This is a genomic window from Pseudomonas sp. LB3P25, assembly GCF_054897985.1.
This window is the reverse complement of sequence record NZ_CM142711.1, coordinates 2,774,049-2,794,527: the sequence shown is the minus strand read 5'-3', so window position 1 is coordinate 2,794,527 and position 20,479 is coordinate 2,774,049. Positions and strand designations below refer to the sequence as shown.

Genomic DNA, 20,479 nt, shown 5'->3' with positions numbered 1-20,479 from the left:
AGACCGCCTCACTTTGAATACCCATGCTCCCCTACCGGGAAAGCCCTACCCTTCACTGCCACCACATACACCTCCAGCGCTAGCAACGCATGGGGTCAGTGGTCGAGCGTTTACGCGGGGTTACACCAGCGCGAAGGCGAAATACCGAACGTCTTCTTGAAGTGCCTGGACATGTGGCTTTGATCGAAAAAACCCGCATCGATCGCCGCATCCGACAGCGCCAGCCCCGCTTGGGTGAGCGCTTTCACTCGGCCCAGGCGCCGCAACGTGAGATAGCGGTGCGGGCTGGTGCCGAAGAACACACGAAAGTCATTCGACAGGCTCCAGCAGTCCCGCCCGGCGCAATCGGCCAGGTCGTCGAGGGTAATAGGCCGATCAAGGTTGTCGTCAATGTACTCGCGGGCTCGCGCCGCTTCCGGGCGCCGGTTTCCCATGGCCTGCTGACGGCCAGCCTGCTCACCGAAATCGGTGGGCAGATCGGCTGGCTGGCGTCAGGCATGACGTTCCACTTCAAGCAGCCCGTGTATGCCGGCGACACCATCACCTGCCATTGGCTGATCACAGGCATCGATGAAAAAGACCGCGCCACGGCGGCTATCACGATGACCAACGAGGACGACATCATCGTGCTGGAAGCAGAAACCAGCGGCGTCGTGCCGGGCGTGAAGGAGCGAGAAATCCTGACGCAGATGCTACGCGAAGGTGATCCCACAAACGGTGTAACGGCCCCTGGCGGATGACGGCTTCACGCGTATCGAAGTGTCCGGTGGCCGGGTGTTTTGTAACGCTCTGTATTTTCCCTGGCGATCTTACACAGCAATACACAATCGCCGGATCAGGACACATACGCAGTACATGAAGGTGAAAAAGTAGGCGGCGTCGCACACCTGACGTTCTCCGATGAACCCAGTCTGAAGAGCCCAACACCCAAGCAGGAGCCACCTCATGATCAATGAAATCGATACCGTGCTTTATACCGGCAAGACCCACACCACCGGAGGCCGTAACGGCGAGTCGCGAAGCGACGATGGACGTTTGGACGTCAAGCTTTCCGCGCCTGGCTCGTCAGGGAGCGGCACCAATCCCGAACAGCTGCTGGCTGCGGGTTGGTCGGCCTGTTTCATCGGTGCAATGGGTAAGGCGGCTGTTGCATTGAAGGTGACCCTGCCGAGCGACGTTGCCGTCGATGCCGAAGTGGACCTGGGCAAGACCGAAGACGCCTTTTTCCTCCAGGCGCGCCTCAATGTCAGCCTTCCGGGTCTGGACCCTGCTGTCGCACGAGCGGTGGTGGATGGCGCCCACCAGAGGTGCCCGTACTCCAAAGCGACCCGTGGCAACATCGACGTCACGATCAATCTGGTTTAAGCAAAGCACCCCGTGCGGCCTGCCTTCCCGGCAGGCTGCGCTGGCCACTGCGCTCAATCGTCCTCATGCAACTTGATACCGCGGGCGTGAAGCAGATGCGGAACCACCAGCACCAGCAGCGTTAGCGCGAGAAACGCGGCCGATATCGGTTGCGTGACAAACACCAGCCAGTCTCCCTCGCTGATGGACAACGCATTGCGCAGCTGCTTTTCAGCCATCGGCCCCAGCAGCATGCCGACAATCACGGGGGCGACGGGAAAATCGAAACGGCGCATCAATACACCGCCCCAACCAATCGCCAACATCAACAAAAGATCGAAGGAAGAATGGCGCATGCCGTACACACCGATGGTGGCAAACACCAGAATGCCGGCGTTCAGGTACGGCCGGGGAATCTGCAGGAGCTTGACCCACAGGCCCACCAACGGGAGATTCAACACCAACAGGATCACGTTGCCGACATACAACGAGGCCACCAGGGTCCAGACCAGTTCCCCCGACGTCTGGAAGAGCATCGGCCCCGGCTGCAGGTTGTAGTTCTGGAACGCGGCCAACAGAATCGCCGCAGTGGCGGACGTCGGGATGCCGAGCGTCAGCAGTGGCACCAAAGAACCCGTCGCGCTCGCGTTGTTGGCCGCCTCGGGACCGGCAACCCCCTCGATCGCCCCCTCGCCCTTGCTGCCCGCAAACTCTTTCGGGTACTTGCTCAGTTTGCGTTCCGCCGAATAGGACAGGAACGTCGGAATTTCAGCGCCCCCGGCCGGAATCGACCCGAATGGAAAGCCGATCAGCGTGCCCCGTAGCCAGGCGGGGACCGAGCGTTTCCAGTCAGCGCGCGTCATCCACAACGAGGTCAAACGGTGCCGACCGGACGCTTCTTCTTTTTGATAAAGCAGGCTGTACAAGGCCTCACCCACTGCAAACAACCCGACCGCCACGAGCACAACTTCGATGCCATCAACCAACTCCGGCACCGCCAAGGTGTAGCGGGCAATGCCCGAGGTCGAGTCCAGGCCGATCAAGCCGATGGTCAGCCCGATCCCGAGCGAGGCAAAACCGCGCAGCATTGAAGCGCCAAGTACCGCAGAGACCGTCGTGAAGGACAGCACCAGAATCGCGAAATACTCGGCCGGACCAAACTTGAGCGCCAGCGTGGCAACAATAGGGGCAAACAACGTCAGCAACACCGTCGCGATGGTGCCGGCAACAAATGACCCTATCGCGGCCGTTGCCAGGGCCGGTCCTGCCCGGCCGTTGCGCGCCATGAGATTGCCTTCCAGGGCCGTGACCATGGAGGACGATTCACCGGGCGTATTGAGCAGGATGGAGGTGGTCGAGCCGCCAAACTGAGCGCCGTAATAGATACCGGCGAACATGATCAAGGCACCCGTAGGATCGACCTTGGCGGTGATCGGCAGCAGCAGTGCAACGGTCAGCGCCGGCCCAATACCCGGCAAGACACCAATGGCGGTGCCGAGCAAACAGCCGATGAAGCCCCACATCAAATTGATCGGTGTCAGCGCAGCGGAAAAACCAATGGCCAGGTTCGCGAGAGTTTCCACCTTGGTTACCTCCTTCGGCCGGGGTCAGATCCAGGCGTTGATAAGGGGCGGCAGGGAAACCCCTAGCCCGGCGTTGAACAGCCAGTAAATCGGCAGGGTCAAGGCAATGCCGATGGCGAGGTCACGCACCGGACGGCGACTGCCAAAGCCCCGTGCCGAACAGGCAAACAACAGCCCGGCGGCCAATACGAAGCCGATGAGGTTAATCAGCACGGCCACCCCCACAAGTCCCGCAGTCACCCAGGCGGCGCCGGGTTTGCCGCCGGGCAGCGCTTTGTCAGCTTCGTCGCTGTGGTCTGCCAGCTCGCGAAAACCACCGGTGACGGCCTGATAACACAGCAACAGACCAACAGCGCCCAGGAACACCGCGACGGCGTACGGGTAGACGTGAGCCCCCAGAATGACGAACCCCATCTCGGGAGGAAACCGGAATGCGCCCACCGCCAACACGGCGCTGATGGCAATCACTCCGACGCCGATCGCCAGTTGCACCGGCACTATTGCGCGAGGCTGGGTCATTTCGAAACCAGCCCGACCTCTACCAGCATCGCCCGCAGCCGCACATGCTCTTCGTCGACGAATTTGCCGAACTCATCGCCGGTCAGGACGTTGGGTGACCATTTGTTGGTGTCGATATTTTCTTTCCAGACTTTGCTGTTGGTGGCGGCCACGACAGCGTCGATCACCTCTTTGCGCTGCTCAGGCGTGAGGTTCGCGGCACCGTAAACACCCCGCCAATTGCCGATGGTCACGTCGTAGCCTTTCTCCTTGAGGGTCGGTGCATCGATGCCTTCAATGCGTTCGGGCGCGCCGATGGCGAGCACCCGGAACTGGCCGTTTCTGATGTATTGGCCAAGCTCGGCATAACCACCGGTGATCACCTTGATCTGCCCGCCCAATGCCTGAGCAACGACTTCACCCCCGCCCGCGAAGGCGACGTAATTCACCTTGTTGACCGGGACACCCATTTTTGCGGCCAATTCGGCAATGCCGATGTGATCAATCGACCCCTTGGAGCCACCGCCCCAGGAGATACTGGTCGGCTTGTCTTTGAAGACTTTCAGCAAGTCCTCCAGGGTCTTGAATTCGGACTCCTTGCGGACGGCAATCACGTTGTATTCGGTGAACAGCCGGGCGATCGGCGTCACGTCCTTCAAGGTAATTTGCGGCTTGTTCTGTTCAATGGCAGTGACCATGATCGCACCGACAACGAGCAGTGCATTCGGATCGCCCTTGGTGCTGTTGGCGAACTGCGCCAGCCCCAACGTCCCCCCTGCTCCGCCCTTGTTCTCGAAGGTGGTGGATTTGGCCGTGTTGGCCTCGATCAAGGCTTTGCCCAGGACCCTGGCGGTCTGGTCATAACCGCCACCCACAGACCCCGGGGCCATGAACTTGACGGTGTCCAGCGCAAGGGCCGGTGTCGCGAGTGCGGCAGCGGTCATTCCTACTGCCATGTAGCGGCTGAATCGACGAAACAAAGCGAACATGTGTTTTCTCCCGAGACTTTTGTTTTTATGGGCACCTGCTGAAAGTCGATCAGGGAGCAAACCCTGATCAATGAATATCCATCTCGGGATAAGCGTAGGCCATGGTTAGGCCGATGACCTACAACGAAGAATCTCTTGGAGTAAGCCTAATGCCAATCAGTTAAGCAATTTCAGCTGCAACGCACTTCCTTGTAGCAGCTGCCGAAGGCTGCGTTCGGCTGCGTAGCAGTCGTGAATCCGGCTAACGCGGTGCGCCTGACGCACCGCAGTTGCTGATTTTACGACTGCTACGCAGTCGAACGCAGGCTTCGCCAGCTGCTATGTATGGACTCGCCCCCACGTTCAACCCGCTTTTAAACACTGCTACCCGGTTGCATCTATGTATGAGGCCTGTTCGAGGAAGCCTTCAACGGCTTCTGGCCAACATTGGGTAAGCTCGCGGTATGCCGATTACAGTAAGGCCTCAAGGGCCAGTAGCAGCTTAGGCATCAATCCGCGACGGTCTGACCTGGGGTCAATGTTCTTAGCATGGGTTGGAGCGGCTTAACGCCCCGGTGGCAGAACTCTGTTATCAGTGACTCATCGCAGCCTCCTGGCCAGTGCCCGGCTGGCGACGATAAGTCTGGTCGTTTTGCAATAGCACCCAGAGGATGCGCAGGTTGCGGTTGGCCAAGCGCACCGCCGCCTCCTTGCGACCCAGGCGGGATATCCAACGCTGGAGACGTTGGTCGTCCGGCTGCTGTGAATCGGGTCGTAGCTGTCTTAAAACGGCATGGGCACCCTGGATCGTCAGACTGCGCAAGTAAGCATCGCCATGCTTGCTCATCTTGCCCAACCGGACCTTCTCGCCGCTGCTGTGCTGGCTGGGCACCAACCCGAAGTAGGCGGCGAACAAGCGGGCGTTGGCGAAGCGTTCAGGCTCGGTCTGCTTGGCCAACAACGCCGTGGCGATGATCGGACCAACGCCGCGCACCGTCATCAGCCGCTTCGCCGTCTCGTCCGCCTTCGCGGCTGTTTCCAGCCGACCAGTCAGCACGTTGACGCGTTCGCCCAGTTGACTCCATTCGCCCAGCAGTTCGGCGATCAGTTCGCGCAGCAAATCGGGCAACGGTTGGGTGGTATCTTCCAGTACCCGAGGCACGAGTTGGCTGATAGCTATTTCGCCCTGCGCCATGGCCACACCGTGTTCCAGCAGTAAACCGCGCATCTGATTGCCGACCGCAGTACGTCGCCGTACATATCCCTGCCGGGCCCTGTGCAGAGCCTGCATCGCCAGCGCCGCCGCACTCTTGAGCGGTACAGATGAGATCTTGCAATCGCGGCCTGCGCGCAAGATAGCCAATGCATCGTTGCGATCATTTTTCGGGCCGCTGCGATGATTGGCAACCAACTGGGCCGGCAGGATGCGCACTGGATTACCCTGCGTTTGCAGCAACCGCGCCCACGCCTGAGCGCCTGGCCCGGTTTCCACCAACACCGTCACGCTCACTGGTAGCTTATGAAGAAATACCTGAAAGGCCTCGCGTGACTTGATTCGATCCTCGAATATCACCTGACCGAGGGCATCCTCCCCGGCCACTTGAAAGACCCTTTTGGCAAGATCCACCGCAACTGTGGTGCATGCCGCCGCATCGGCTGACAAAGACTGGTTGATCGTCGTATGCTTTTTCATGGCCTCGCCCTCGCTGTCGTTGGCTTCTATAAGAATGCCACCGTGGCGCACAGACGCCTCGGCTTGGGCGAGTCCATTCAATTACAGATTGCATTGCGGGTTAACTGACTGACATTAGGTCTGCACTCCTGAGGCGCGCCTGATGCGACGTCCCCCAAGGATCGTGCCGATGTTGTTATGTGTTGGTTTTCAGCTTGGTCCACAGTCGCGTCGTCAACCGTGCGATGGCAGCGGGCAGTTCCTCGACGGTAAACAACTTGTCCAACACACGTGTCGGCGGGTAAATCGCCAGGTCTTGTTTCACGGCCGGAGTCACATACTCATCCGCCACAAGGTTGGGGTTGGCGTAATGGATGCTGTTGCTGATGTTGGCAATGACCTGCGGTGTCAGCAGGTAATTCATGTAGGCGTAGCCATTCTTCTCGTGCGGCGCGCTCTTGGGCATGACCACCATGTCGAACCACAGCGTTGAGCCTTCGTCGGGGATCGAATAGGCGATGTCGATGCCGTTGTTGGCTTCCTTGGCGCTGGCGGCCGCCTGCACGATGTCGCCATTGAAACCGATCACCGCGCAGACATTGCCGTTCGCCAGGTCGCTGATGTACTTGGAGGCGTGGAAGTACTGGACGTAAGGTCTGATTTTGAGCAGCGCCTGCTCGGCTTTCTTGTAATCCGCCGGCTCGTGGCTATGGGGCGGCAGCCCCAGGTAATTGAGGGTGATCGGCAGGATCTGCGTCGGGTTATCGATAATTGCCACGCCGCACTGGCTCAGCTTTTTGATGTTGTTTTCATCAAAAAACAGGTTCCAGGAATGGGTGACATCGGTGTTGCCGAAGATCGCCTTGATCTTCTCGACGTTGTAGCCAATACCCGCCGTGCCCCACATGTACGGATAACCGTACTGGTTACCCGGATCATTGACCTCGAGTTTTTTCATCAGCGCCGGGTCAAGGTTTTTCCAGTTGGGTAGCTGGCTTTTGTCGAGCTTTTGAACGGCCCCGGCCTTTATCAATCGGGACAGAAAATGGTTCGAAGGGCTCACCACGTCATAGCCGGTGTTGCCGGTCATCAGCTTGGATTCCAGCACTTCGTTGCTGTCGTGAATGTCGTACGTTGCCTTGATCCCCGTCTCCTTGGTGAACGTGGTCAAGGTGTCGTCGGCGATGTAGCCGTTCCAGTTTGAAATATTGACGACTTCGTCAGCGTAAGTGCCTGCCGACAACGTCGCCAGCACGACCATCAGGGAAATGTTATTGACGCGCATGTTCAATCACCGTGTGTTTGATGAGTTTTTATTCTTTGATCGCCGGGTTTTCTAGACTTCTGTTCTGGCCCTGACCGCCTCCACGCGCATTCGAAGCATGGCACCGATATCGAGCAAGGGACGCGGCGGCAGCCAGCCCGGCTGAGCCCTGCGCATCACCGATTCGAGGATGGGCGAGCTGGCACCCGATGCCAGTTCGGCGAGCAAGCGTCCCCAAAGGGTGCCGCGTGCAACGCCCGAACCATTGCAGCCGGCCACCGCAAACACACCTTCGTCGACCTTGGCGAAATAGGGTTGCCCAGTGCGCGAAGCGCTCAAGTGCCCGGTCCAGGTGTATTGAATGTCCTGCTCGTTCAAGAACGGAAAGCGGCGTTGCAAGCCGAGCACATGGTGTTTACGACGGTGTAGAAGTTCACTATCGGATAGATCCCGAGAACGGTATTCCGCCGTGTTGCGGATCATCACGCGGCGGTCCGGGGTCAGTCGCACCGTGGCGCCCAGTGGCCGGGTGGACAGCACCCCCCAAGGCTCAACAGCGCCGATGGACTTGAACTCCGCGTCGCTGAGCGGCCGTGTCAGGCTGGCGCTGAGTTCCATCGGGAACGTCCCGCTGTCTTCGATCCCTGAGCGCGGGATGAACGCGTTCAGACACACCAAGACTTGCCTGGCCTCAATGCTTCCATCGATGCCATTCGCGCGAATTCGCCCTTTGCCCAAACGCTCCAGGCCGGTGATATCGGTGTTTTCAAAGAGGGTCACCGTGTCCGGCAGCGTATCCAGCAGGCCCTTCACGTATTTCGCGGGTTGCAGCAGTGCGTTGCCATTGCCGCACCAGATCGCGGCCTGGTAATGCGCGGTGCCCAGTTTTTTGCTCAGCGGTTCACCTTCCAGAAAGTGCGCAGAGGCTCCGACCGCGCGTAGCGTTGCCAGTTTGGCGGCGACATCGGTCAACTTGCCGGGATCGTTGACCGCGAAGAAGTAGCCCGATTCCCTGAATTCGCACTCGATGCCCAGACGAGCAATGCGTTGGCGCACTTCGTCACTGGCGGCACGGGAAATCGAGGTATCGACTTCAAAACCGGCAAACCCCGGGTTGCCGATCAGCTCATCCTTGACCGGATGTTCGTGCCCTACCACGAAGCCTGAATTGCGCGCCGACGCGCCCTGCGCGGCCCGTTGTCGGTCGACAATCACGATCCGCGCCTGAGGGTGCATTTCAGCGAGTGTGTGAGCGGCGCACAGCCCGGTGATACCGGCACCGACAATCAGCCAATCGGCTTTTTGCGTGCCTTTGAGAGCATCGCGAGCGGGTGAACTCCCCGCCTGCGCAATCCAGCCACATACATTGGTCATGCATCACCTCATCTGCCTGTCGTTCTGCAAGCACCGTACATGACGTCATCGCATGAGTATTTCCGGCTGGCGCTGGCTAGAGCTAGAATCTATAAGGCCTGTAGTGATACAACCAACGTTATAAAATCATCGAGCCATTCAAAAAACGCATGGATAAAATTCACCACGTTCCTTCTCTCCAGGCCTTGCAGGCGCTGGTCGAGGTCGCAGGCTCGGGCAGTTTCACGCAAGCTGCGCAAAAGCTGTGCCTGACCCAAAGCGCAGTGAGCCGAAAAATCCAGCAATTGGAGAGCCACTTCGACTTGCCGATGTTCGTGAGGAATAGCCGCAGTGTTCGACTGACACCGGAAGGCGAACAGGTGCTTGCGACCGCCCGAAGTATTCTGGCGCAACTGAAAACACTGGAAGATCGACTGACACCGCAGAAACGCCCCTTCCGTATACGCATGCATGTGTCGCTGGCGGTTCGATGGTTGTTGCCAAAATTGAGCGAGTTCTATCGAAGTCATCCGCAGGTTTCGCTGTCGATCGAAACCGTGGCCACGGAAGTGGTAGAGCCGGCCATCGACAGCGACGCCTACATCCTCTATCTGCCCGAGCCGTCCCGCGATCCTGACTGCCTGACGTTGTTCGAGGAGGCGCTGGTGCCGGTGTGCGCCCCAGGCCTGGGCAGCACGACCCAGCCGTTGGAGTCGGTGGCAGATCTCGTGCGTTTCCCGCTGTTGCATCGCTCGGCGGACAAGCATGACTGGGTCCAGTGGCTGCACGCCAATGGCGGCCAGTCACTCGAGGACTACCGCCACATCCCCTTCAACCTCGACGAGTTGGCGCTCGATGCGGCGGCACGAGGACTGGGGGTCGCCATGACTGACCTGACCCTGGCGGGAGAATCACTCGAACGAGGCGTGCTTGTCGTTCCGTTCGGCCGCCCGTTGAAGACCCGCGGTATTTACGCCTTGATCCTGCAACCTTCCGCCGCCGCTCATCCAGCCTGCTCGCTGATCATGCAGTGGTTCGCCCAACAGGCCGAACAGCCAGCAGGCGAAGTTTGACCACCAGGGATTGACCACTACGTTCCGCGCCCCAACCCTTGTGTCGCATTGGCAAAAGCAGCGCTCGCCTCTTGAACCAGCTTGCGCCATTCAGCGCTGTTGATGAGTCCGGTGCGCTCCATCTCATCGGCAGCCTTAAGCAACTCGTCATATTGCTCTTCGGCATCCATCCGGACTTCGGGCACTTTCAGGAGCTGATACCAGGCCGCCAGGGCTTCCCCCTTTTGATCATCACTCATGCTCAAACTCCCAAAGACAGTCTTGGTTTGGAGGTTTTCTCATGGGTGGGCGTTCCTCGCTCCCGACATACGGCAGTGAGGTAAAAAAGACAGACGATCCGTGCATTACAAACTTGTCATTGAGTTGTCAGCGTCGCCAGCACCCTCGCTTCATACAGTGGCGTCGTCTGTCACCCACCGCGGGTGACACACCTCCCACAGATGACGAGGGTCGACACCATGAAACCATTGAGCAAACTCTGCCTGATCGCCGCCAGCCTGTTGATGCTGGGCACCGGTTCCGCCATGGCCAGCAACATCGCACCGGTCAAGGCCAACAACGTTGTGCTGGTGCACGGTTCCTGGGCCGATGGCTCGAGCTGGGCGGACGTGATCACCCGGTTACAGGCCGCCGGCTTGCACGTCACTGCGGTGCAAAACCCGTTGACCTCAGTGGCCGACGACGTCGCCGCCACGCAACGCGTGCTCGATCAACAAGACGGCCCGACCGTGCTGGTCGGCCACTCCTACGCCGGCACCGTGGTCAGTGAAGCCGGGGTCAATCCAAAAGTCAGCTCATTGGTTTATGTCGCCGCCCGGGCGCCGGACGCAGGCGAGGACTTCGTTGCGCTGTCGGCCAAATACCCAACCATGCCCGTGCGCGCCGGCACCGAGGAACACGATGGGTTCATCAGCCTGAAGCAAGATACCTTCCTCAAGTACTTCGCCAGTGACGTGCCCCACGACAAGGCGATGGAACTGTTCGCCGTCCAGCAACCGATCGCCAAAACCCTGTTCACCGACCGCACCACCGCCGCGGCCTGGCACACCAAGCCGTCCTGGTACGCGGTCTCCAGCCTCGATCAAACCATCAACCCGGACCTGGAACGCTTCCTCGCCAAACGCATGAACGCGACCACCATCGAGCTGCCGTCGAGCCACCTGTCTTTGGTCTCCCACTCCAAAGAAATCGCTGACCTGATCCTCGAAGCCGCCGGTCGCCAACCGTAACTTCGGCGCCGTTTCATTACAAAATTGTCATTCAACTGTGGGTCGGCTGTGCGGATCGCCTGGTTAACCTGAGCTCACTGCCAGGCAACCCATCGGCAGCCAACCCGCCCCTGAATAGAGGGAATCATCATGAAAATGTTAATCCTCGGTGTTGCTGCCCTCCTCGCCACCGGTTCGGCGTTTGCCGCTACCCAGACCACCGAACCTGTCATCCACGACAAGACCGGTTTCTTCGTCCACCTGGATATCGCCAAAGACCTGTCCAGCAATACCATCTCGCAAGAATGCGGCATCGTCCCCACGCAGCTCATTTACCTCGACCATCAGGGTCGCAAGCACGTGCTGGATTACCAGGTCCAGGGCATGGGTTGCATTGGTGATAATTGATCAGACGCCGGTACTCACAGAGGATCGGGCTACACTGGCGCGAATGTCTCGCCCCTGTAGCCCGCCTCCGTACCTCGAATGTTGCTGACACCTGAACCAGGCAGATCCCCATGAACATCCTCGTAGTCGAAGACGAACCCAAGGCCGGTAACTACCTGCTCAATGGTCTGCAGGAACTCGGCTACTCCGTCAGCCTGGCACGCGATGGGGTCGATGGCTTGCACCTGGCCCTGGAGCACGATTTCGACGTCATTGTGCTGGACGTCATGATGCCGAAAATGGATGGCTGGGAAGTCCTGCGCCGCTTGCGCAAGGAAGCCGACACCCCGGTGCTGTTTCTCACGGCCCGCGATGACATCGCCGACCGCATCAAGGGCCTGGAACTGGGCGCCGACGATTACCTGATCAAACCGTTTTCCTTCGCCGAACTGGTGGCGCGTCTGCGCACCCTGACCCGGCGCGGTCCCACCCGGGAAGAAGAACAGTTGCACGTCGCCGACCTGCAAATCGATGTGCTCAAACGCCGCATCACCCGCGCCGGCGTGCGGATCACCCTGACCAACAAGGAGTTCGCCCTGCTGCACCTGTTCACTACGCACCAGGGCCAGGTTCTGTCGCGTTCGATGATCGCTTCGCGGGTCTGGGACATGAACTTCGACAGTGACACCAACGTTGTGGATGTCGCGGTGCGGCGCCTGCGGCTGAAAATCGACGACCCGTTCCAACTCAAATTGATTCACAGCGTGCGCGGTATCGGCTACCGCTTCGATACGCAACCATGACCTCACACCTTCGCCACTCTTTAACGCTGCGCCTGGCTTTGGTGTTCGCCTTGCTCGCCTTTGTTTCGCTGACCCTCCTGGGTGTGGCGCTGTACCGGGATCTGGAACACGAGCTGATCCGCCGCGACGACGCCGCACTGGTGAACCGCATTGATCAACTGCGCACCTTCCTCAACGACAGCAACACCCTGGACCTGATCAAGACCAAGCCGGCGCTGTTCCAGAACATGCTCGGCAACCGCGAGGCGCTGCTGACCATCGGCGCCCCCGGACAAAAACCCTTGCTAGTGGTCAACCCCGGAAACCTCGCCGTGCCGTCGCTATCGCCGGCGGCCATGGATCATCCGTTGACGCTGGCCGACGTGCAGCATTACCCGAGTGTGGATGGCGTGGCGTTCGCGGCGCTGGCGGCGACCATCGACTCCGGCGATCTGGGCAGCCTGCAAGTGGTCACCGGGCGCCTGATGACCGAGCGCACCGCCGTCCTCGCCCGCTACCGACTCAACGTCTACCTCTTCGCCAGTGTGGCGGCGATTCTGCTGGCGCTGTCCGGCTATCTGCTGGTGCATCGCGGTCTCTTGCCCGTGCGACGCCTGGCCCGCCACGCCCAAGGCATCGGCGTCGGCAACCTCACCGAGCGCCTCGACAGCTTGGGCGCACCGCGAGAACTGCTGCCGATGATCGAAGCGTTCAATGCGATGCTCGACCGTCTGGGCAAGGGCTTCGTGCAACTGGGTCAGGTGTCGACCGACATGGCCCACGAACTGCGCACACCGATCAACAACCTGCTCGGCGAAACCCAGGTCGCCCTGCAGCAAAACCGCAGCATTGAGGCCTATCAGCAACTGCTCGCCTCCAATGTCGAAGAGCTGGAGCGCCTGGCGCGGATGCTCGACAACATGCTGTTTCTGGCCCGCACCGACCCGGCCAGCGCTTTGCGCCAACGGCAGGAACTGGATGCAGCCGAAGAAATGGAACGCATGGCCGACTATTTCGAAGGGCTGGCGGCGGATGTAGGGATCAGCATCGATGCCCAGGGCAGCGGAGTGATCTGGGCCGAACCGATGCTGCTGCGTCGCGCCCTGGCCAACCTCTGTGCCAACGCGATCAAATACGGTGCGCCTGACTCCGAGCTGTTCATCCGCGCCACGCCCGCGGCCGACGGCATCCGCCTTCAGGTGCGCAATCACGGCCAGACCGTCCCCGCCGAACACTTGCCCAGACTGTTCGAACGCTTCTACCGCGTCGACGAATCCCGCGAACGCTCGGCCCACTCCAACGGCCTGGGCCTGTCGATCGTGGCGACGATCATGCAGTTGCACAATGGGGCTTACAGCGTCAGCAGCAGCGACGGCATCACCTGCTTCGAGCTGTTTTTTCCGGCGCGGCAATTGGATGAATGATGCCGGACCGGCCTGTCGTATGAACTGAATCTGCCCGTCGCTGCTCCGCTACATGTCTCATTTTGTTTCCCCCGTTTTGACAATTGGTGCTTCAGCTTTAGTCTGTCGCAACCTATAAAAATTATAGGTAATTGGGCGCAATCGATGTCGACGAAGACGGGAGATATCTCGTCATAGTGACCACGATGCAAAGGGAGAGATAATTTGATGTACCACTACGTTGAAAGCGGGCTGCCGAACGTCTGGTTTAGCAACGGCTACAGGGTGAAAGAGACCGCCTATGGCGAGTCTGTTGCTATCACGGATGTCGAGGGCCTTCACGACTTTATCGGCAAGACGATTGCGCAAAAACCGGCAGCTCTGACCGGTGCAGAGTTTCGGTTCCTGCGTAAAGAGTTAGGTTTATCTCAAGAAAGACTGGCCAGTATTGTCGGGCTGACCTCCCAAGCGGTGGCGATTTGGGAAAAGACTGACAAGATTCCGACTGTAAATGATCGCTACCTGCGCGGGCTTTACCTGGAAGCCAAGACTGGCGAAGCGGATCTGATGGCCGCCATTAACTCGATCAACGAGCTGGATCATGAGCTACATAAGCTCAACCTTCAGTTTGAAGATGGATGGCACAAGCAAGACCAAACGTGTGCCTGACAAAGACCTGAATTGCAAAGCCCGGACGTGTACCGTAATGCTGTTCACTTAGGCGCGCTCTTGGATCGTGCGTACCTTTGTGGCGAGCGAGCTTGCTCGCGCTGGGCTGCATAGCGGCCCCAAAAATCTGACAATCATTGCCGATTTTTGTGAGTGCTACGCACTCAAGCGGGAGCAAGCTCCCTCGCCACAGGTTTCTCTGATTCAAGACTCTCTTAAGTGAACAGCATTACGGACGTGTGCCGGGCTTTTTTATTTCCTCTTCTGCGCTTTCGACCTGTTCAGATGGATCTAAAATCTATTTCAACTGAAATGGCAAAAAACACCAGCTCCGTTGAGCAGTTTCGGCATAGGCCAATAACGTTGCCGACTCTAGACTCGTCCCCAATAAAAATACTGAAACGCAATCGAATCCAGGGGAACCCACATGAACCCATCCGACATTTTTGTAATCAGCGCCGTCCGCTCAGCCATCGGCAGCTTTGGCGGTTCGCTCAAAGATGTGCCACCGATTCAACTGGCCACTGATGTTTGCCGCGCCGCCATTGAACGTTCGGGGCTGGCACCTGAACACATCGGTCACGCGGTGATGGGCCATGTGATCCCGACGGAAGCACGTGACGCCTACATCTCTCGTGCCGTGGCGATGAATGCCGGCCTGCCGAAAGAGACGCCCGCCTTCAACGTCAACCGCCTCTGCGGTTCTGGTTTACAAGCCATTGTCAGTGCGGCTCAAAGTTTGATGTTGGGCGATGCAGGGGCTGCGCTGGCGGGTGGCGTCGAGTCCATGAGCCGCGGGGTCTACCTGTTGCCGCAGGCACGCTGGGGCGCACGCATGGGCGATATGCAAGCCATCGACTACGTGCTCGGCGTTCTGCAAGACCCGTTTGGCGGTTTCCACATGGGCATTACTGCGGAAAATATCGCCGAGCGCTATGGCATCACGCGACAGGCTCAGGATGAGTTGGCGCTGCTCAGCCAGCAACGGGCGGCCCGGGCGATTGCCGAAGGGCGGTTTACCGACCAGATCGTGCCGATCGAAGTGGCGTCCCGCAAAGGCACCGTGACGTTTGCGACGGACGAGCATGTCCGCGCCGAGGTCAATGCCGAGCAATTGAGCAAAATGAAACCGGCCTTCAAGAAAGACGGCAGCGTCACCGCCGGCAACGCGTCGGGACTCAATGACGGTGCCGGTGCACTGATCATGGCCACGGGTCAGATGGTTCGCGACCAAGGCCTCAAGCCCATCGCCCGACTGGTTGCTTATGCCCATGCCGGTGTTGAGCCTGAACTCATGGGATTGGGACCAATTCCCGCGACCCGCCTGGTCCTCAAACGCGCCGGCCTGACCGTTGCCGACCTGGATGTCATCGAGTCCAACGAAGCATTCGCGGCCCAGGCGTGTGCCGTGGCGCAGGAACTGGGCTTCGACCCGGAGAAGGTCAACCCCAATGGTTCGGGTATCTCGCTGGGGCATCCAGTGGGCGCGACCGGTGCGATTATCGCCACCAAGGCGATTCACGAACTCCACCGTGTTCAGGGCCGTTATGCCCTGGCAACCATGTGCATTGGCGGCGGCCAGGGCATCGCCGTGTTGTTCGAACGCGTCTGATCGGCCCAAACGACGACGGCGCCCGTTGCGGGCGCCGTCTCGTTTTACCGCGATCGAATCAGTGCGCGATGCACACGGATTTCAGTTCGGTGTAAGTCTCGATCACTGTGCGACCAAACTCGCGGCCCATGCCGGATTGCTTGCATAGCGGGCAAAAGCACGCCGGCGGATTATCAGCTTTACCGCGCTGAAGAAATGGCGGCACTGCGCGCAACAACCATGCCCAACCTCCCCGGGGGCCAAGGCCCACGCACCTGCTCAGGCAACCAGATTCCCAGCGAACAATCCCGACTGCTGACAGCGCACGACCTTGCTGCAGACACCGCGGATGGCCCTGCGGAAGGTCGGCTGCTATCTCGATGGACTTCATTTTCAGGCATGGAGGCTTTACTAAACCATGCAGATTCAGTGGGTGATTGCGCAGCACTGCTAAAGTGATAGCACGCGTCGCCACATTCTCCCAGTCACGGTGATGCTACGCTCTCAAACGAGGGCAGTATTAAACTGAATCGCGCCATCAATGAGCGCGAGGGGCAGCAGACATGAGGTCTAGGTATGATATTCGAGCCCAACAGTAGCCGTTCCGTACTCCAGCGAAGAAGCAGTACCAGTATCGTTATTCAGGCCGGTCTCGATTGCGTTGCGGTGACCGGTGTCGCGTGGTTCTTGATCAATTATCATATCGGTGTCCTCACGCAGGACTACGTCATCCTGCTCCTGCTGCTGCTGGGGGCGTTGGCCGTCGTGTACGACCACTATGCTATTTACCGCAGCAATGTTGGATTTACCGTCAAAGCCTTCAAGCTTTTAAAGGCGTGGACTGCCACGTTTGGTTTTCTCGTTGCCATGGCCTTTCTTACCAAAACAAGCGAACAGTACTCGCGCTTGTTGGTTGGGCAGTTATTTGTTGTTGGATATTTAGCGCAGTTGCTTTTGCACTTGGCGACACGCGAAATGCAGAAGAAGTTTTTGGCCCACTCGACGCAATTGGAAAATTCGCTGATTATTGGCTCGGGTGAGCTGGCCAGCTATCTTCACAAGAAAATCAGCAATAATCCCTGGCTCGGTGAACGCATAGTCGGATGTGTGTTGATTGGCGCGGACGATGATCGGGGAAAGGAAGGTTTGGAAGGCGCGCAACGTCTGCCGATACTGGGCGATATCTCCGACCTTGATGAATTAGTTGTTAAACATGCCATTCGTACCGTCTATTTTGTGACACCTCTGGGTGGTTCAGAGGTTATCCAGGATGTTTATTTAAGGCTGTTCGATAAACACATCTCTGTTAACTGGGTGCCTGACATTTTCTCGTTGCGCCTGATCAACCACAGTGTTCGCGAAATTGCCGGCATTCCCGTGCTGACCTTGTCTGAAACACCGCTGATAGGGATGCGTCTGTTTCTGAAGAATCTCGAGGACAAAGTCGGGGCCTTTCTCATTTTGGTTCTTGCAACCCCCTTCCTGGCAGCCGTCGCCCTTGCCATCAAGCTCGATAGCCCCGGGCCCGTGTTCTTTCGTCAGCAGCGCATGGGGTGGAGTGGAGAAGCTTTTCGGATCTGGAAGTTCAGAAGCATGGTCGTCCATCAGCCGGAAGACGGCATCGTCAAGCAGGCGCAAAAGAATGACCCGCGCATGACCAGGGTTGGCGCCTTTATTCGGCGAACCAGCCTGGATGAGCTACCGCAGTTGTTCAACGTTTTGATGGGGGAAATGTCTCTGGTGGGGCCTCGCCCGCACGCTATTCAGCACGATGTGCAGTACTCGCCCGACGTCTCGGGCTACTTTGCGCGTCACAACATTAAACCGGGCATCACAGGCCTGGCTCAGGTACGTGGCTATCGTGGTGAAACGAGGGATATAGAGCAGATGATCCGGCGTGTTGACTCGGACATCGAGTACATCAACAACTGGTCGCTATGGCTCGATTTCGTCATTCTTTTACGAACTGTGTTTGCCTTCTCCGGCAAACATGCCTACTAGCCAGTGTTGAGTGCCTGGGCAATCTCAAGGCCCATTTGATGCGCAATAAAGGCGAGGCCTACGGCCTCGCCGTATCATGACGGAAAGAGATCCAGCGTGCGCTCAACTTCATCGGGGTCGATTCTAAAACCATTTTCCTCTGGTGTACCGACCACAAAACCAAAGTTCTGCTGATCACGATCCGTTAGATATTTAAAGAAACAGATAAAGCGATTAGGCGGCTGCAATACCAGCAGCGAACCACCAGGCGGGAGAACATTAACCCCATGGATAAGTTGACTCCCCTCCACCCCTATCACGGTTCTGGCCCCGGCGCAGGTCGCCACGATGGTCGAAACATCGGACGTCGCAGGGTCGAGAATGCGAAAACCTCTGCGGTCACGCAGCCGTTCAGCCAGCTCCATCTCATTGCTTAACAATCGCAGTTCACCCCTGCCACCTCGCAGAATGAACACGCCGGGGTGGGAGCAAACAGTTACGTGTGATAACAGCTTTTCCCCCATCTCACGGAAACGCAGGTGCTTATGTCGATTTTGGCTTAGATCGTCAAAGATCACGAGCTCACGAAAAAATGCGTTACGTAAATGAACGGGCCTCATATCAAGCCAGTTCTCATAATCGGGGGTGTGAAGTATGCCGTCCCTTGCTGTGGAAACACTATCGGCCGAGGGTGCCGTGGTCACCGGAACGCCTTCTTCACATGCCAATCGATAGGTTAAACAATCATCCATCAACCACGTACCAAACCACTTGATTCCCCCCGCGGTGCAATACAACGCCCCGCGATCGATTTCGTTTTCTACTCGAATCTTTGGTAACCAACCAGAACCCGGTGACAACCATGATTTGGCATTGCCTTTGTAGAGCGTGCCATCGATTAACCAGACATCTTTAAGCAGGTAACCTCTGGTCGGACCATGTTCAACACGACCGACGCCTTCCATTGTGCGGCGGGGATGCTCGTGAGGATAAAAAAGCTTCTCTTCCCATCCCGTCACACGCTCGAGCTGATTGGGCAAGAAAAAAGCGGGCGGAGCAATCGCGATCTCGCCTGGAGCAATTTCCCACGTTTTCACGGCTTGGCTTTGCAGGGTTAAGGACGGTTTGCGTGTGAGCCGTGTGTTAAACATGTGTTTATACGCAGCAAGGCTCCACTTTGATTGGCCGTCACTCGTCAATGCATTGAATTCCGACATATGCACCCCATCCAAATTTAGTTATACAGAAACAGCGTTCATGGCCAAAACTGCACTTCTTTAAAATCAGCACCCTGTTCAGGTGGATACGATACTTTCCAGCACAGGAGGTGACTTCAGATGAGCGTAGCGACTACGCAAGGTGTCGAGAAGCGCTTCTCCCGGCGCCCTGAAACAATGAAGGTATATTTTGAAAAGGCCACCAAAGCCCATTTCGCGGTATCGATTAGCAACTTCCTCGTCACTCGGACCGCCCGGCAACCCAAGATGAAGTGTCAACTTCTTGCCTTCGACAGCAAATAGAGGTGTCTCCCAAAGAAATTGCGCTGCGCCCACCTTGGGCAGTCGAACAAACAAATAGCCGTAATTGCCCAGCGTATCAACATCACCGCCACGCCTTCTTTTCCACTCAAGAAGTCCATCGTCCGGGCGTGCCAGGCACGTTCCGATATCATAATAGTCAAACCCATTTTCTATCGCCCACTCCAGCGCCATGAACGTAGTAATTGAGTTAACTTCACGTAACTTTTTAGTATCTGAAAACACAGCATCAGGGTAGCCGAAACGCACGGTGCTCCAATAGCGCTTTCCTGCCCGGGTCACTACGCAGCCAAGATGGCATGCAACAATCTCATCCTCCAACAACACCAGATCAAGTCGCCCGGCAACTTTGGCCACCCGTTGAACTTCATGCGCTTCAATTTGAGAGGCGGCCGTACCATGCCTTGCCTTGGCGTAAGGTTGAAGCATTTCCCGGTCTGCACTTTCAATCTCGTCATCGTTCAACGCTTGTTTCATACGGTAGCGCAACCGGTTTTTGCGCAGATTTCGACGTAACTCAGTGTTGTATCTCGCTGTGATCTCGTCGATTGATTTGCTCAGCGGCACGACGGCACTCAGATATTGAGGCACATACAATGCCCCCAACGTCGGCATTTCACTGACCCATACCGTCCGGTCTGACGTGCCCAACTTTAACTGACTATCAACCGCTTGAGATTTGGCGCCCAGTAGAACCTTCACAAATTCCCGCTGTGTTTTCCTGCCCACATAGAGAATGTCGTGGAGGCTATCTTCCTGCAGTCTGAACCTGACAATTTCCCAACGCCAAAAACAGGCTCGCCCAAGTATATCCCGCAGCCAGGCAATCGCTTTCCTTAGCTCAAATCGCATCGAAGGAGATATTAACTTACGCACTAATTCTGTTATGTGTTTTTTCATTTGGTTATTAGCACAATTTAAGGAAGGGGTATTTTAGTTTACAAATCAACAAACTAAATACTCGAAATGAGCGCTCGACAACTGAGCACGTTTTTCAAAATGTGCGGTGAACCCTAATGACAGCACCGATACAATCCGCCCTCAATTTTGAACACGTCATCTTTCTTGCGAAAAACTCGCCATTCCCTCCCGGGAATCAAGATGTCCGACAACATTTTGTTGACGCCAATCCTAATGAAGAAAACAACCCCGAATACACCCATCAC

The 20,479-nt window shown here is 57.6% G+C and carries 20 protein-coding genes; 10 read left to right on the top strand and 10 right to left on the bottom strand.

All coding sequences use genetic code 11. From position 1 onward, the window contains the following. Positions 1 to 110: 110 nt before the first annotated feature. Positions 111 to 302 carry a helix-turn-helix domain-containing protein gene (locus ACYZTW_RS12620; protein WP_462005134.1) on the bottom strand — a complete coding sequence of 64 codons (192 nt, stop codon included), beginning with the start codon at positions 300 to 302 and terminating at the stop codon, positions 111 to 113. On the opposite strand from ACYZTW_RS12620, the gene ACYZTW_RS12615 reads away from it, so the two are divergent. After that, positions 279 to 740: an FAS1-like dehydratase domain-containing protein gene (locus ACYZTW_RS12615; protein ID WP_462005133.1), complete on the top strand. Its 462-nt coding sequence runs from the start codon at positions 279 to 281 to the stop codon at positions 738 to 740. The two genes, ACYZTW_RS12620 and ACYZTW_RS12615, sit on opposite strands and share 24 nt — an antisense overlap. Positions 741 to 945: 205 nt before the next feature. Further along, complete coding sequence (locus ACYZTW_RS12610; RefSeq protein ID WP_462005132.1) at positions 946 to 1,365, top strand: organic hydroperoxide resistance protein; 420 nt, start codon at positions 946 to 948, stop codon at positions 1,363 to 1,365. Between the two features lie 53 nt (positions 1,366 to 1,418). On the opposite strand, the gene ACYZTW_RS12605 is transcribed toward ACYZTW_RS12610, so the two are convergent. The 6 genes from ACYZTW_RS12605 to ACYZTW_RS12580 all read right to left on the bottom strand — a co-directional run bounded on the left by ACYZTW_RS12605 (position 1,419) and on the right by ACYZTW_RS12580 (position 8,703). Further along, positions 1,419 to 2,927, bottom strand: a complete 1,509-nt coding sequence (locus ACYZTW_RS12605) for a tripartite tricarboxylate transporter permease (protein ID WP_149629668.1) — start codon at positions 2,925 to 2,927, stop codon at positions 1,419 to 1,421. A 24-nt stretch (positions 2,928 to 2,951) separates the two neighbouring features. Further along, positions 2,952 to 3,446, bottom strand: coding sequence for a tripartite tricarboxylate transporter TctB family protein (locus tag ACYZTW_RS12600; RefSeq protein WP_462005131.1), 495 nt, complete (start codon positions 3,444 to 3,446; stop codon positions 2,952 to 2,954). Next, positions 3,443 to 4,414 (bottom strand): tripartite tricarboxylate transporter substrate binding protein, encoded by a 972-nt coding sequence (locus ACYZTW_RS12595; RefSeq protein WP_462005130.1) that lies wholly within the window; start codon positions 4,412 to 4,414, stop codon positions 3,443 to 3,445. Before ACYZTW_RS12595 ends, ACYZTW_RS12600 begins: the two co-directional genes overlap by 4 nt. A gap of 571 nt (positions 4,415 to 4,985) precedes the next feature. Then, positions 4,986 to 6,086, bottom strand: coding sequence for an IS110 family RNA-guided transposase (locus tag ACYZTW_RS12590; RefSeq protein WP_462005284.1), 1,101 nt, complete (start codon positions 6,084 to 6,086; stop codon positions 4,986 to 4,988). 175 nt (positions 6,087 to 6,261) lie between these two features. Further along, positions 6,262 to 7,350 carry a polyamine ABC transporter substrate-binding protein gene (locus tag ACYZTW_RS12585; RefSeq protein ID WP_462005129.1) on the bottom strand — a complete coding sequence of 363 codons (1,089 nt, stop codon included), beginning with the start codon at positions 7,348 to 7,350 and terminating at the stop codon, positions 6,262 to 6,264. Between the two features lie 51 nt (positions 7,351 to 7,401). Further along, positions 7,402 to 8,703, bottom strand: coding sequence for an NAD(P)/FAD-dependent oxidoreductase (locus ACYZTW_RS12580; protein ID WP_462005128.1), 1,302 nt, complete (start codon positions 8,701 to 8,703; stop codon positions 7,402 to 7,404). Positions 8,704 to 8,852: 149 nt separating this feature from the next. Between ACYZTW_RS12580 and ACYZTW_RS12575 the strand changes: the two genes are divergently transcribed. Then, positions 8,853 to 9,755: a LysR substrate-binding domain-containing protein gene (locus tag ACYZTW_RS12575; RefSeq protein WP_462005127.1), complete on the top strand. Its 903-nt coding sequence runs from the start codon at positions 8,853 to 8,855 to the stop codon at positions 9,753 to 9,755. 17 nt (positions 9,756 to 9,772) lie between these two features. Here ACYZTW_RS12575 and ACYZTW_RS12570 read toward each other — a convergent pair whose 3' ends face one another. Further along, entirely contained in the window at positions 9,773 to 9,994 is a 222-nt protein-coding gene (locus ACYZTW_RS12570) for a hypothetical protein (protein WP_462005126.1), read from the bottom strand. A 219-nt stretch (positions 9,995 to 10,213) separates the two neighbouring features. On the opposite strand from ACYZTW_RS12570, the gene ACYZTW_RS12565 reads away from it, so the two are divergent. From ACYZTW_RS12565 to ACYZTW_RS12535, 7 genes are all read left to right on the top strand, one after another. Then, positions 10,214 to 10,984 (top strand): alpha/beta hydrolase, encoded by a 771-nt coding sequence (locus tag ACYZTW_RS12565; protein ID WP_462005125.1) that lies wholly within the window; start codon positions 10,214 to 10,216, stop codon positions 10,982 to 10,984. 129 nt (positions 10,985 to 11,113) lie between these two features. Further along, complete coding sequence (locus tag ACYZTW_RS12560) at positions 11,114 to 11,371, top strand: DUF2790 domain-containing protein (RefSeq protein WP_462005124.1); 258 nt, start codon at positions 11,114 to 11,116, stop codon at positions 11,369 to 11,371. A gap of 110 nt (positions 11,372 to 11,481) precedes the next feature. Next, positions 11,482 to 12,153, top strand: a complete 672-nt coding sequence (locus ACYZTW_RS12555) for a heavy metal response regulator transcription factor (RefSeq protein ID WP_462005123.1) — start codon at positions 11,482 to 11,484, stop codon at positions 12,151 to 12,153. Further along, positions 12,150 to 13,556 (top strand): heavy metal sensor histidine kinase, encoded by a 1,407-nt coding sequence (locus tag ACYZTW_RS12550; RefSeq protein WP_462005122.1) that lies wholly within the window; start codon positions 12,150 to 12,152, stop codon positions 13,554 to 13,556. Before ACYZTW_RS12555 ends, ACYZTW_RS12550 begins: the two co-directional genes overlap by 4 nt. Positions 13,557 to 13,763: 207 nt before the next feature. Then, positions 13,764 to 14,204: a helix-turn-helix domain-containing protein gene (locus ACYZTW_RS12545; RefSeq protein ID WP_462005121.1), complete on the top strand. Its 441-nt coding sequence runs from the start codon at positions 13,764 to 13,766 to the stop codon at positions 14,202 to 14,204. 427 nt (positions 14,205 to 14,631) lie between these two features. Next, a complete protein-coding gene (locus tag ACYZTW_RS12540) occupies positions 14,632 to 15,816 on the top strand; it encodes an acetyl-CoA C-acyltransferase family protein (RefSeq protein ID WP_462005120.1) in 1,185 nt (394 codons plus the stop codon). A 555-nt stretch (positions 15,817 to 16,371) separates the two neighbouring features. Next, positions 16,372 to 17,796 (top strand): undecaprenyl-phosphate glucose phosphotransferase, encoded by a 1,425-nt coding sequence (locus ACYZTW_RS12535; RefSeq protein ID WP_462005119.1) that lies wholly within the window; start codon positions 16,372 to 16,374, stop codon positions 17,794 to 17,796. 74 nt (positions 17,797 to 17,870) lie between these two features. Here the strand turns inward: ACYZTW_RS12535 and ACYZTW_RS12530 are convergent, their stop codons facing one another. Further along, positions 17,871 to 18,992 carry a glycosyltransferase 61 family protein gene (locus ACYZTW_RS12530; RefSeq protein ID WP_462005118.1) on the bottom strand — a complete coding sequence of 374 codons (1,122 nt, stop codon included), beginning with the start codon at positions 18,990 to 18,992 and terminating at the stop codon, positions 17,871 to 17,873. A 78-nt stretch (positions 18,993 to 19,070) separates the two neighbouring features. Then, a complete protein-coding gene (locus ACYZTW_RS12525) occupies positions 19,071 to 20,213 on the bottom strand; it encodes a hypothetical protein (RefSeq protein ID WP_462005117.1) in 1,143 nt (380 codons plus the stop codon). Between the last annotated feature and the right edge of the window lie 266 nt (positions 20,214 to 20,479).